Origin of the sequence: Pantoea sp. VS1, from assembly GCF_002207995.1 — a bacterium.
GTDB classification, from domain to species: Bacteria; Pseudomonadota; Gammaproteobacteria; order Enterobacterales; family Enterobacteriaceae; genus Pantoea; species Pantoea dispersa.
In genome coordinates, this window is sequence record NZ_NHZE01000044.1 from 19727 (window position 1) to 32844 (window position 13118).

Sequence of the window (13118 nt, forward strand, 5' to 3'; positions counted from 1 at the left end):
AGCAGACAGGCCCCGAAATGCAACCCTGAACCGCAGATTTAGCATCCTGATACATGTACTTTTGCCCCGATTTTCATGTACATTGATGTGCGACTTTTTTCTCGCTTCGCCTTATAACTCATTAATTACAATCAGTTAAGCGTGGCGGAGCATTAATCCGACCTGGAGTAGAAGATGCCCTCTCGTAAAGAGCTTGCCAACGCCATTCGCGCGTTAAGTATGGATGCAGTACAGAAAGCGAAATCGGGACATCCGGGTGCCCCAATGGGCATGGCCGATATCGCTGAAGTGCTGTGGCGTGATTTCCTGAACCACAATCCAACTAACCCGCTGTGGGCAGATCGCGACCGTTTCGTGCTGTCCAACGGCCACGGCTCGATGCTGATTTACAGCCTGCTGCACCTCACCGGCTATGACCTGCCGATGAGCGAGCTGCAGAACTTTCGTCAGCTGCACTCTAAAACCCCAGGCCACCCGGAATACGGCTACACCGCAGGCGTAGAAACCACTACCGGCCCACTGGGTCAGGGCATCGCGAACGCCGTGGGCTTCGCCATTGCTGAGCGCACGCTGGCGGCGCAGTTCAACCGTCCGGGTCATGACATCGTAGACCATCACACTTACGTGTTCATGGGCGACGGCTGCATGATGGAAGGTATCTCACACGAAGTGTGCTCCATCGCCGGTACCCTGAAGCTCGGCAAGCTGGTGGCGTTCTATGACGACAACGGCATTTCTATCGACGGCCACGTGGATGGCTGGTTCACCGACGACACCGCCAAACGCTTCGAAGCGTACGGCTGGCACGTGGTGCGTGGCGTGGACGGTCACGACGCCGACGCGATCAAAAAAGCGGTAGAAGAAGCCAAAGCGGTCACCGACAAGCCATCGCTGCTGATGTGCAAAACCATCATCGGTTTCGGTTCCCCGAACAAAGCCGGTACGCACGATTCGCACGGTGCCCCGCTGGGTGACGACGAAATCGCACTGACCCGCAAACAGCTGGGCTGGAACTACGCGCCATTTGAAATTCCTTCTGAAATCTACGCACAGTGGGATGCCAAAGAAGCCGGCCAGGCGAAAGAGAAAGCCTGGGACGAGAAGTTTGCTGCTTACGCCGCTGCGCATCCGGAACTGGCCACAGAGTTCAAACGCCGCGTGAACAACGAGCTGCCTGCTAACTGGCAGGCGGAATCGCAGAAGTTCATCGAGCAGCTGCAGGCTAATCCGGCAAAAATCGCCAGCCGTAAAGCATCGCAGAATGCCATCGAAGCCTTCGGTAAGCTGCTGCCGGAATATCTGGGCGGCTCGGCTGACCTGGCGCCAAGCAACCTGACCATGTGGTCCGGCTCGAAGCCGATCAATGAAGATGCCGCAGGCAACTACATTCATTACGGCGTGCGTGAGTTTGGTATGACTGCCATCGCCAACGGTATTGCGCTGCACGGTGGCTTCCTGCCGTACACTGCAACCTTCCTGATGTTCGTCGAGTACGCGCGTAACGCGGCACGCATGGCGGCGCTGATGAAAATCCGTCAGGTGATGGTTTATACGCACGACTCTATCGGTCTGGGTGAAGATGGCCCGACGCACCAGCCGGTTGAGCAGATGGCCAGCCTGCGCACCACCCCGAACATGAGCCTGTGGCGTCCGTGTGACCAGGTAGAGTCTGCGGTGGCATGGAAATACGCTATCGAGCGCGTTGACGGCCCATCAGCCCTGATCTTCTCGCGTCAGAACCTGGCGCAGCAGGATCGTAGCGCTGAGCAGCTGGCTAACGTGGCGCGCGGTGGTTACGTGCTGAAAGATTGCGACGGCACGCCGGAGCTGATTCTGATTGCGACCGGTTCTGAAGTTGAGCTGGCGGTCGGCGCTTACGAGCAGCTGAGCGCGGAAGGTCGTAAGGTGCGCGTGGTGTCCATGCCGTCTACCGATGCGTTTGATAAGCAGGATGCGGCTTATCGTGAGTCGGTGCTGCCGAAAGCAGTTGGCGCACGCGTTGCTATCGAAGCCGGTATTGCGGATTACTGGTTCAAATACACCGGCCTGCACGGTGCCATCGTTGGCATGACCACCTTCGGTGAGTCAGCGCCAGCTGAGAAGCTGTTCGAAGAGTTCGGCTTCACCGTGGCCAACGTAGTGAAAACCGCGAAATCGATTCTGTAATTTCGCGTAACCCGTCGCGCCGCTGCGCGTTGTAGCGGCGCGATTCATCGCGCATTTCTGCTGCTATCTTCATGCTTAACCACGCGCAATAAATTGCGCCGCGACACCGATAAGCAGATCGGCGGCCCTGTTATCGCCTGAACCTGAAACGGTTCAATTATTCCTGCAGTAATAATTGTCATTGCCTGAATTTGTGACGCAGATCCAATAATCAGCAGCACAGTTGATCGCAATCATTCCTGTTATTCCTTCCATGCTTTATTCTCGCTGAACCGTTTCAGTTGCAGCCGTGTGCTCTCCGTCAGCAACCGTAACCGGGCAAGAATTCCCTGTACAAAACGCAGCGAAACGCTCAAGGTATTTGGCACGTTTTTTCAGGTGTGGCTGCAGGAAGTGAGATGACCATTCGTATCGCAATAAATGGTTTTGGTCGTATCGGGCGCAACGTGTTGCGTGCGCTGTATGAAACCGGTCGCCGGGCGGAAATCACCGTAGTGGCGATTAACGAACTGGCGGAAGCGGCTGGCATGGCGCATCTGCTGAAGTACGACACCAGCCACGGCCGCTTTGCCTTTGATGTACGCCAGGAGCGCGATCAGCTGTGGGTTGGCGAAGATACCATCCGTATCCTGCATCAGGCGGAGATTGCCGCGCTGCCGTGGCGCGAGCTGAATGTCGATATCGTGCTGGACTGCACCGGCGTGTACGGCAGCCGCGACGATGGTGAAGCGCATCTGCAGGCTGGCGCGAAGAAAGTGTTGTTCTCGCATCCCGGCGGCAACGATTTGGATGCCACCGTAGTGTTCGGCGTTAACGAACAGGCTCTTAAACAAACTGACCGCATTGTCTCCAACGCATCCTGCACCACCAACTGCATTATTCCGGTGATCAAGCTGCTGGATGACGCCTTTGGCATTGAGTCGGGCACCGTGACCACCATCCACTCGGCGATGCACGATCAGCAGGTGATTGACGCTTATCACAGCGACCTGCGCCGTACCCGTGCCGCCAGTCAGTCGATCATTCCGGTCGATACGCGTCTTGCCGCTGGCATTACCCGTATTTTTCCGAAATTTAACGATCGCTTCGAGGCTATCGCGGTGCGCGTGCCGACGATCAACGTGACCGCCATTGATCTGAGCGTTTCGGTGCGCCAGGCGGTGAAGGCGTGTGAGGTCAACGCGTTGCTGCAAAACGCGTCAGAGGGGGCATTTCGTGGTATAGTTGACTATACGGAATTACCGTTAGTCTCAGTAGATTTTAACCACGATCCGCACAGTGCCATAGTGGACGGCACGCAAACGCGGGTCAGCGGTCACCACCTGATCAAAACCCTGGTCTGGTGTGACAACGAATGGGGCTTTGCTAACCGCATGATCGACACCACGTTAGCAATGGCCGCAAGCGGTTTCAGGTAAGACGCGGACTGCGTCTGGCAAAACTTATGAGAATCAACGAGAGGGTTCACCATGTCTGTAATTAAGATGACCGATCTGGATCTTGCTGGTAAACGCGTTCTGATCCGTGCCGATCTCAACGTACCAGTGAAAGAAGGGAAAGTGACGTCAGATGCACGTATTCGTGCTTCTCTGCCTACCATCGAAGCGGCGTTGAAACAGGGCGCGAAAGTGATGGTTACCTCTCACCTGGGTCGCCCGACCGAAGGTGAATACAACGAAGAGTTCTCCCTCCTGCCGGTTGTTAACTACCTGAAAGAAAAACTGAACGGCACTAACGTGACCCTGGCGAAAGACTACCTCGACGGCGTTGAAGTGGGCGCGGGTGAACTGGTGGTGCTGGAAAACGTTCGCTTCAACAAAGGCGAGAAAAAAGACGACGAAACCCTGTCGAAGAAATATGCCGCGCTGTGTGACGTGTTCGTCATGGATGCATTCGGCACCGCGCACCGCGCGCAGGCGTCCACTCACGGCGTGGGCAAATTCGCCCCTATCGCCTGTGCCGGTCCGCTGCTGTCTGCCGAACTGGAAGCGTTGGGCAAAGTGATGAGCAATCCACAGCGTCCGCTGGTCGCCGTGGTGGGTGGTTCTAAAGTGTCGACCAAATTCGACGTGCTGCAGTCGCTGGTGAAAATCGCTGACACCGTGATTGTCGGTGGTGGTATCGCTAACACCTTCGTGGCGATCGACAACAACGTCGGCAAGTCGCTGTACGAGCCAGACTTCGTTGAGGCCGCTAAAGGCCTGCGCGACCAGTACGGCATTCCGGTACCGACCGATTCACGCGTCGGCACGGAATTCTCCGAAACTGCCCCGGCAACCGTGAAAAAGGTTTCCGAAGTAGCGGATAACGAAGAAATTATGGACTTCGGTGACGAAACCGCACAGAACATGGCGAAGCTGCTGAAAGACGCAAAAACCATTCTGTGGAACGGTCCGGTTGGCGTGTTTGAGTTCCCGAACTTCCGTAAGGGCACCGAAATCGTTGCCAACGCTATCGCAGACAGCGACGCGTTCTCTGTTGCCGGCGGCGGTGATACCCTGGCGGCTATCGACCTGTTCGGTATCGAGGACAAAATCTCCTACATCTCTACCGGTGGCGGTGCGTTCCTCGAGTTCGTGGAAGGCAAAAAACTGCCGGCAGTAGCCATGCTGGAAGAGCGCGCGAAGCAGTAATTTTTGGGGGCAGCGCTTCGGCGCTGTCTGAAGGCTTGCCCGCTATGGGCGAACAGATCGCATTCCCATTGGGGAGTGGACGATAAACGAAACAGGACACAACCATGTCTAAAATTTTTGATTTCGTAAAACCCGGCGTTGTCACTGGTGATGACGTTCAGAAAATCTTCAAAGTAGCGAAAGAAAACAAATTCGCTCTGCCAGCCGTTAACTGCGTCGGCACGGATTCCATCAACGCGGTACTGGAAGCTGCGGCTAAAGTTAAAGCGCCGGTCATCGTTCAGTTCTCCAACGGTGGTGCTGCCTTCATCGCCGGTAAAGGTTTCAAAACCGACAAACCACAGGGCGCTGCGATTTTCGGCGCAATCGCTGGTGCACACCATGTGCATCTGATGGCTGAACAGTACGGCGTGCCAGTAATCCTGCACACCGACCACTGTGCGAAGAAACTGCTGCCGTGGATCGACGGCCTGCTGGATGCTGGCGAAGAGCACTTCAAGAAAACCGGTAAGCCTCTGTTCTCTTCACACATGATCGACCTGTCTGAAGAGTCACTGGAAGAGAACATCGAGATTTCTTCTAAATATCTGGCGCGCATGGCGAAACTGGATATGACGCTGGAAATCGAACTGGGCTGCACCGGTGGTGAAGAAGATGGCGTGGACAACAGCCACATGGACGCTTCTGCACTGTACACTCAGCCAGAAGACGTGGATTACGCTTACACCGAGCTGAGCAAAATCAGCCCGCGTTTCACCATCGCTGCGTCCTTCGGTAACGTGCACGGCGTGTACAAGCCAGGCAACGTGAAACTGACCCCAACCATTCTGCGTGATTCGCAGAAATACGTTTCAGAGAAACACGGCCTGCCGCACAACGCGCTGGACTTCGTGTTCCACGGCGGTTCCGGTTCTTCTGCTGCAGAAATCGAAGAGTCTATCAGCTACGGCGTGATCAAGATGAACATCGATACCGATACCCAGTGGGCAACCTGGGACGGCATCCTGCAGTACTACAAAACCAACGAAGCGTACCTGCAGGGTCAGCTTGGCAACCCGAACGGCGCTGACAGCCCGAACAAAAAATACTACGACCCACGCGTCTGGCTGCGTGCGGCACAATCTTCCATGGTTGTGCGCTTAGAGCAGGCTTTCAAAGAGCTGAACGCTGTCGACGTACTGTAATTTTTGCTTACCGTACAAAAAAGGCCCGAAAGGGCCTTTTTTTATGCGTCCCGTCTGGAAATCCCGGTTTATACAGCACATTTTTGGCGCTTCGCCCCATTATTGTTTACCCTTGTACTCGGGAGTGTCGGATTGAATCTGGCAGTTTTTGTACTTTCCTGCGGGAAACTCAACAACAGGGCTAACAAATGGAAGATCTTAACGTCGTTGACGGCATTAACAATGCAGGTGGCTGGCTGGTGCGCAACCAGGCGCTGATCCTCAGCTATGCGGTGAACATCGTGGCGGCTATCGCCATCATTATTGTCGGGATGATTATCGCGCGCGTGGTATCGAACGGCGTCAATCGCCTGCTGGTCGCGCGTCATATTGATGCCACCGTGGCTGATTTCCTCTCGGCGCTGGTGCGCTACGGTATCATTGCCTTCACGATTATTGCCGCGCTGGGCCGCGTCGGCGTGCAGACTGCCTCGGTGATCGCCGTGCTCGGTGCTGCCGGTCTGGCCGTCGGTCTGGCACTGCAGGGTTCGCTCTCCAACCTGGCGGCAGGCGTACTGCTGGTGACCTTCCGTCCATTCCGTACCGGTGAGTTCGTCGATCTCGGTGGCGTAATGGGGACCGTACAGAATGTACAGATCTTCTCAACCACGCTGAAAACCGCTGACGGCAAAATCGTGGTGGTGCCAAACGGCAAAATCATCGCCGGCAACATCGTCAACTTTTCGCGCGAACCTATCCGCCGCAACGAGTTCATTATTGGCGTCGCCTACGATGCGGATGTCGATCAGGTGATCGATCTGCTGCGTAAAGTGGTGGAAGCGGACGAGCGCGTGCTGAAAGATCTGGGTATCCAGATTGGCCTGAACGAACTGGCGGCTTCGTCGCTGAACTTTGTGGTGCGCTGCTGGAGCAAAAGCGGTGATCTGCAAAACGTCTACTGGGATCTGATGAAGAACTTCAAGCGCACCCTGGATGCGCACGGTATCGGTATTCCTTATCCGCAGATGGACGTGCACCTGCATCAGGTGCAGAGCGAGGCGCAGCAGCCTGCGCGCAGCGAGTAAGTTATCAGGGCACCGGCGGGTGCCCTTGTTTTATCAGTTACGCTAATGACCGATTAATTCTTTCCATTTCCGCTAATATCCACGCCTCACTATACTGCACAGCAACACTACTTTATCAGGAACTCTTCTGTGTTATCTGTTTACTTACAAGGGCTTGCCCTTGGTGCTGCGCTGATCCTGCCGTTAGGCCCGCAGAACGCCTTCGTCCTGAACCAGGGCATTAAGCGCCACTACCATTTGATGACCGCGTCGTTGTGCACACTGAGCGATATTGCGCTGATCTGTGGCGGAATATTTGGCGGCAGCGCGCTGTTGCAGCAGTCGCCGGTTCTGCTGATGCTGATCACCTGGGCTGGCGTGGCGTTTCTGCTGTGGTATGGCTGGGGCGCGCTGCGCAGTGCCTGGCAGGGCGATGTCACGCTGGCGTCAGAGGCGGCGCTGAAGCAGGGGCGCTGGCGCATTGTCGCCACTATGCTGGCGGTGACCTGGCTCAATCCGCATGTCTATCTCGACACTTTCGTGGTGCTCGGCAGCCTCGGCAGTCAGCTGCCGTCGGCGGAGGCGCGCCGCTGGTTTGCTTTCGGCACCGCCAGCGCCTCGCTGCTGTGGTTTTTCGGTCTGGCGCTGCTGGCCGCCTGGCTGTCGCCGCGCCTGCGCACCGTGCGCGCGCAGCGCATCATTAATCTGCTGGTGGGCGGCGTAATGTGGTTTATCGCCGTGCAGCTGGCGCGTCAGGGCATCGCCGGCTGGTGATGCACATGCAGGCCGTAAAGCGCGGGCAGGGCGCCTGCGCTGGCCAGCAGCTCCAGCCGAATCTGGCGGAACGTGGTATCCGGGGGCAGCGCATGATGGCACAGCGAGTGATGATTATCGCTGACCTCGGCCAGCAGCCTGTCATCCAGCCACAGGCGATAGTGGGTAGTGCAGTGCGGCGTTACCGCCTGCGCATGGCCCATCTGCACCGTTTCCATCGCATGATCGAAATCGTTATCGAACAGCAGCGTAATCTGGCTGGCGCGCTGCGCGTCCGGCCACTGCCAGCACACCCACGGCTGGCGATCGTCCGCCGCCGGCAGCCAGCCGTTGGTGTGGCTTTCCGGCCGCAGTTTACCGTTGAGCAAATAGTCGCAGTGCCACAGCCGCAGCGGTGTTGTCAGACTAAACGCGATCAGGATCTGATTGGGCGCGCGGCGCGGTAGCCAGAAATCAAACTCATCCACGCCGTAATCGCCGTCGTTTATCTGCCGGGTGCGTTTCGCGACGCGCGGATTGAGACTGTTAAATACCATCATAATGCCCGGCAGGCGCTGGCGGGTGAGCGCCACTTCAACCGCCGGATTTTCTTCAAAGGCGATAAACAGGTAACGATCGCACTCCGCACGGTAGTCAAACGGCAGCGAATACGCCTCTTCACCGCTAATCTGCAGGCTGTGTGTGGCCAGCAGCCGATCGCCGCAGGTATTGGCCGGATTGTCGCTGGTCAGCAGTGAAACCTGCAGCGTCTGCGCGGATGACGCCCGCAGCCGCACCGTCAGCGCGGGCAGGCGTTCTCCGGCTTTAAGCGGCAGCAGCAGGGCGCAGCGTGAGGTGAGGGCGTGCCAGCCGCCATCCGCCGGCAGGGCGTGCAGGGCGAAGGTGCTGCTGGCGCTGACCTGAGCGGCACCGGCCGGATGCGCCAGCTGCTGACGCGGAATGAACGCGCCGTGGCGCAGCAGCTGTTGCTGCAGCTGACCAATATGCTCCGGCTGCGCCAGCTGACGCGGTGTCTGGTTATGCTGCTGACACAGCGCCGCCGCGCGGCCCACCACTTCGCCCAGCACGCCACAGGTGCACATCACGCGCGCGCTGCCAAAGGCAACGTGCGTGGCAGAGATAAGCCGGCCGGTCAGCAGCAGATTATCCAGCGACTGGCTGTACAGCGCCCGAAACGGAATGGTGTAAGTGCCTTTGCTGTGGAACTGGCGGCAGCCGTCGTGAGCGCTGTACACGCCGTCGGCCGGATGCAGGTCAATCGACCAGCCGCCGTAGGCCACCGCATCGTAGTGGTCGCGCTGCGCGATGATATCCTGCTGACACAGCAGGGTGTCGCCGAGAAAGCGTCGGCTCTCGCGCTTGCCGGGAATCAGCCCGACCCATTCAATGGTCAGCGTGTCGGCATCGGCAAACTCGCCGGAATTTTTGATGTAATCCCACACGCCCCAGACAATCTTCCACAGCTCCCACTTGATGGTTTCGCTTTCATGCACGGTATCCAGCCGGCCGCCCCACTCAAGCCACCACAGATCGCAGCCGTTGAGATCGGAGCTCAAACGTTTATAGCGCGGAATGGCGGTGATCTCTTTCAGCGCGAAGGAGGGCGGTACAAAGCGTACCGGCTGCGCGCTGCGTTTGGTATAAAAATAAATTGAGTGGCCGAGCTTGTGGCCAAACTGCTCGCCCGGCGCCATTTTTTCGCCAAACTCCTGCGGTGATTCTGCGCCCACACGGTGCGCTGCCCCGGCCAGATAGCCGAGCACGCCGTCGCCGCTGGCATCAATAAACTGGTCGGCCGTCACGCGATAGCGGGTCTGATTGATGGCGTTGAAAGCCTGAACCGCCTGCAGGCGCTGCGCGGATTTTTCGATGTCGCTGACTATGGTATTGAGCAGCAGCGTCAGACGCGGCTGCGCCTGCACGATGTCCAGCAGCACCATGTCGAACAGTACCGGGTTGCCCTCTTTGTTGCGCCACAGGTTCTCCTCCATGATCTCGCCCATGATGCCGCCTTCACGCGCCCAGCGGTTGTTATTACCCATATGCGACGTCGCGCCGTTGGCCCACAGCCGCACTTCGCTGGAGGCGTTGCCGCCGGGGACCGGGCGATCCTGAATCAGCACTACCTGCTGGCCCGCGCGTGCCGCAGCCAGCGCGGCGCACACGCCAGCCAGACCGCCACCGGCGACCAGCACATCGGCGTGTAACGACTGCAACGGAAAGGCACGCGCGGCCTGAGAAGAGAAAGTTTGCATCATGAGGTTACTCCCGCCTGAAGGCTGCTAAGATTGAATTTTTACCGTCACAAGGTGATTTATGTCTTCGCAACCCAACCAGAGCCTGATTGACGGAATTCGCTGCCTGCAATATCTGGTCTCCAGTGACAAAGCGGTCGGCGGCCGTGAACTGGCGCGCCAGATGGGGATGAACAGCACGCGGGTAAACCGTCTGCTGATGACCATGGCGTCCATCGGCCTGACGATTCAGGATGAACACCGGCGCTATCTGCCGGGCCCGGGCATTCATGCGCTGGCGGCGCAGGCCATTCGTGGATCGTCGCTGTTTGCTTCGGCACTGCCGCAGCTGGAGGCGCACGCGCCGCGCGATATCGTGGTGGCGCTTGGCGTGCTGTGGGAGGACCAGGTCATCTACATCTGGCACTCGGAGCCCGGCGAGCGCACCAGTACCAGCCAGGCGCTGGCCGGATTCCGCATGCTGCCCGCGTGGCAGTCGGTGATTGGCGTCGCGCTGCTGGCGGCGGAGAGTGACGAGGTGCTGCGGCCACGCTTCAGTGACGAACAGTGGGCGCAGATTGCGCCGCTGCTGGCGCGCAAACGCACCGGCGATAATCTGGTGTGGCATCGCGAGGACGGCGAAATCAGTATGGCGCAGCCGATCAATAACAACCGCGCGGCGCTGGCCTTCGCCAAAATCTGGCAGGCCGATGAGGCCCAGTTGGCGCAGCGTCTGCAACAGCTGCACGCGCTGGCGAAACGGCTCATCAGCGCGCGCTGACATGGTCAATTTTTCCTACCACAAACAGATAGCTGCAGATGCCAATAGCGGCCAGCACGGCGATAAAGGCCAGCGCCGGCGCGAAGTTACTGCCGTCAATCAGGGCGCCGATGGCGATGGGCACCACGATCGATGACAGCGCGCCGGTAAAGTTAAACACGCCGCCGGCCAGACCGATCAGATGGCGCGGCGCCAGCGCGGTGACAAACACCCAGGTGATGGTCGCCAGGCCATTACCAAAAAACGCCAGCGACATAAACAGGATGATTAGCCGCGAATCTTCGGTGTAGTTAGCACCCAGAATGAACAGCGTCAGGAACAAGCCGAGGATCACCGGCAGCTTGCGCGCCACGCTGGCTGACACGCCGCGCCGGATCATGCGGTCTGAGGCAAAGCCAGCCAGCAGCACACCACAAAACGCCGCGAAGTAAGGCAGCGACGCCACATAGCCGCTCTTGATAAAGTCCATGTGGCGATACTCCACCAGATAGGTGGGAAACCAGGTGAGGAAAAACCAGAAGGTGGCGGAGATGGTGAACTGGCCAATATAGATGCCGACCAGCTTGCGGCTGCGAAACATCTGCGCCAGATCGGCCCAGCGTGCACGCGGCGGCTGGCTGCCCTGGCGATTTTCCAGCAGTGCGCCGTTGTCACGCAGATAGTTAAGTTCAGCCTCTGATACGCCTTTGTGCTGGTTCGGCTCGCGATACAGCAGATACCACACCAGCGCCCAAATCATGCCCGCCACGCCGGTAATCAGAAACAGCCCGCGCCAGCCAAACGCAGCCTGCACGTGAAACAGCAGCGGCGTCATACAGGCGAGGCCAACAAACTGTGCGGACGAGTAGATGCCAATTGCACTGGCACGCTCCTGCTCGGGGAACCAGCTGGAAATCACCCGATTGTTAGCCGGCATCACCGGCGCCTCGAAGGCACCCACGCCGAGGCGCAGACCGAACAGCGCGCCGAAGCTGCTGGCAAAAGCGTGCAGCGCGGTGATCAGCGACCAGGCAAACAGCCCCGCGCCGTATACCAGCCGCGCGCCGAGACGATCGATCAGGAATCCGCCGGGAATCTGCAGCGCCGCATAGATCCAGCCGAACGCCGAGAAGATCAGCCCCATCTCCAGCGGCGTGAAGCGCAGTTCACCGGCCATCTGCGTGGCGGCCACCGACAGGTTGGTGCGATCCATGTAGTTAATGATGATGTTGATAAACACCAGGGCCAGCATCATAAAGCGTGTGCGTCCGGCTCGCACGCTGACCGCGCTTTGGCTAAGTGGCTGTTCTGTCATAATACAACTCTCCCGAGGGGCAGAAGTGTTTCTTTAATAGAAACGCAGGCGGCGCTTTTCAGCGAATCTGTAGCGATAAATTTGCGATCGCGGATACGTTAAACCTGAGCAAAGCCGAACTTTTTGCTAATTTCAAACTCAGACCATCACGCATAGTAATGTGTTTTGGGTTTCGCCATAGTGGCGACCTGCAAATTGAACCCTTCAAGGAGGACTTTCGTGAAACTGAAAGCACTGGCGCTGGCCGCCGTAATGAGCACGGGCGCACTGTCCGGTCTGGTCCAGGCGGGAGAAGTGCCGAACGGACCGCACGTGGTGACATCAGGACAGGCCAGCGTGGATGCCCGTCCGGATATGGCGACGCTCTCCATCGTGGTGAATGTTTCGTCGAAAGACGCGGCGGATGCAAAAAAACAGGCTGACGACCGCGTGGCGCAATATTTTGATTTCCTGCAAAAGAACGGCATCGAGAAGAAAGATATTGATGCGGCTAATCTCAGCACCCAGCCGGAGTATGACTACACCAAAGAGGGTAAATCGGTGCTGAAAGGCTACCGTGCGGTGCGTCAGGTGGAAGTGACGCTGCGCCAGCTGGATAAGCTGAATGAGCTGCTGGACGGCGCGCTGAAGTCGGGCCTGAATGAGATTCGTTCTGTTGAGCTGGGCGTGGCTAACGCAGACAGCTACAAAGATCAGGCGCGTAAAGCGGCGATTGCCAATGCCACACAGCAAGCGAGCGCCCTGGCGGAAGGCTTCAATGCCAAACTGGGCTCGGTGTACAGCATTCGCTATCACGTGGCTAACTACCAGCCTATGCCGATGGCGCGCATGTACAAAGCGGCCGGTGCCGCAGCGGACACCACCGCGCAGCAGACCTACGAGCAGCAGAGTATCCATTTTGACGATCAGGTGGATGTGGTATTCGAAATCAAACCGAATACGGCGCAGTGAGTTAGCCTGTAAAATTGTAGCGGCGCGATTCATCGCGCTCTCCAGCAGCAGAACCGCT

The 13118-nt window shown here is 58.0% G+C and carries 10 protein-coding genes; 8 read left to right on the forward strand and 2 right to left on the reverse strand.

All coding sequences use genetic code 11. The features are described from left to right. Nucleotides 1-174: 174 nt before the first annotated feature. The 6 genes from tkt (at nt 175) to argO (ending at nt 7800) form a co-directional block, all read left to right on the forward strand. The gene (gene tkt, locus CBW22_RS16380; RefSeq protein WP_058757105.1) at nt 175-2166 is read left to right on the forward strand and encodes a transketolase; all 1992 of its coding nucleotides are present in this window, start codon (nt 175-177) and stop codon (nt 2164-2166) included. Nucleotides 2167-2564: 398 nt separating this feature from the next. After that, nucleotides 2565-3584: an erythrose-4-phosphate dehydrogenase gene (gene epd, locus CBW22_RS16385; protein WP_021506647.1), complete on the forward strand. Its 1020-nt coding sequence runs from the start codon at nt 2565-2567 to the stop codon at nt 3582-3584. A 51-nt stretch (nt 3585-3635) separates the two neighbouring features. Next, on the forward strand, nt 3636-4799 hold the full coding sequence (pgk, locus tag CBW22_RS16390; protein ID WP_021506648.1) for a phosphoglycerate kinase: 1164 nt from the start codon (nt 3636-3638) through the stop codon (nt 4797-4799). Between the two features lie 104 nt (nt 4800-4903). Continuing rightward, entirely contained in the window at nt 4904-5983 is a 1080-nt protein-coding gene (fbaA, locus tag CBW22_RS16395) for a class II fructose-bisphosphate aldolase (RefSeq protein ID WP_058757103.1), read from the forward strand. 188 nt (nt 5984-6171) lie between these two features. Beyond that, on the forward strand, nt 6172-7047 hold the full coding sequence (mscS, locus tag CBW22_RS16400; protein ID WP_088517201.1) for a small-conductance mechanosensitive channel MscS: 876 nt from the start codon (nt 6172-6174) through the stop codon (nt 7045-7047). A 129-nt stretch (nt 7048-7176) separates the two neighbouring features. Beyond that, nucleotides 7177-7800, forward strand: coding sequence for an arginine exporter ArgO (gene argO, locus CBW22_RS16405; RefSeq protein ID WP_088517202.1), 624 nt, complete (start codon nt 7177-7179; stop codon nt 7798-7800). Here the strand turns inward: argO and CBW22_RS16410 are convergent. Continuing rightward, nucleotides 7779-10055: an FAD-dependent oxidoreductase gene (locus CBW22_RS16410; protein ID WP_441339117.1), complete on the reverse strand. Its 2277-nt coding sequence runs from the start codon at nt 10053-10055 to the stop codon at nt 7779-7781. The genes argO and CBW22_RS16410 overlap by 22 nt on opposite strands. Nucleotides 10056-10116: 61 nt before the next feature. Here CBW22_RS16410 and CBW22_RS16415 point away from each other — a divergent pair, with 61 nt between their 5' ends. Then, nucleotides 10117-10815, forward strand: coding sequence for an IclR family transcriptional regulator domain-containing protein (locus CBW22_RS16415; protein ID WP_058757102.1), 699 nt, complete (start codon nt 10117-10119; stop codon nt 10813-10815). Here CBW22_RS16415 and CBW22_RS16420 read toward each other — a convergent pair. Then, a complete protein-coding gene (locus CBW22_RS16420; protein ID WP_059011508.1) occupies nt 10802-12109 on the reverse strand; it encodes an MFS transporter in 1308 nt (435 codons plus the stop codon). The two genes, CBW22_RS16415 and CBW22_RS16420, sit on opposite strands and share 14 nt — an antisense overlap. 219 nt (nt 12110-12328) lie before the next feature. Here CBW22_RS16420 and CBW22_RS16425 point away from each other — a divergent pair, with 219 nt between their 5' ends. Then, entirely contained in the window at nt 12329-13060 is a 732-nt protein-coding gene (locus tag CBW22_RS16425) for an oxidative stress defense protein (RefSeq protein WP_021506655.1), read from the forward strand. The last annotated feature ends 58 nt before the right edge of the window (nt 13061-13118 follow it).

Coding starts and splice junctions, on each gene's coding strand:
- tkt (WP_058757105.1), top strand. CDS start 175: ATGCCCTCTCGTAAAGAGCTTGCCAACGCCATTCGCGCGTTAAGTATG.
- epd (WP_021506647.1), top strand. CDS start 2,565: ATGACCATTCGTATCGCAATAAATGGTTTTGGTCGTATCGGGCGCAAC.
- pgk (WP_021506648.1), top strand. CDS start 3,636: ATGTCTGTAATTAAGATGACCGATCTGGATCTTGCTGGTAAACGCGTT.
- fbaA (WP_058757103.1), top strand. CDS start 4,904: ATGTCTAAAATTTTTGATTTCGTAAAACCCGGCGTTGTCACTGGTGAT.
- mscS (WP_088517201.1), top strand. CDS start 6,172: ATGGAAGATCTTAACGTCGTTGACGGCATTAACAATGCAGGTGGCTGG.
- CBW22_RS16410 (WP_441339117.1), bottom strand. CDS start 10,055: ATGCAAACTTTCTCTTCTCAGGCCGCGCGTGCCTTTCCGTTGCAGTCG.
- CBW22_RS16415 (WP_058757102.1), top strand. CDS start 10,117: ATGTCTTCGCAACCCAACCAGAGCCTGATTGACGGAATTCGCTGCCTG.
- CBW22_RS16420 (WP_059011508.1), bottom strand. CDS start 12,109: ATGACAGAACAGCCACTTAGCCAAAGCGCGGTCAGCGTGCGAGCCGGA.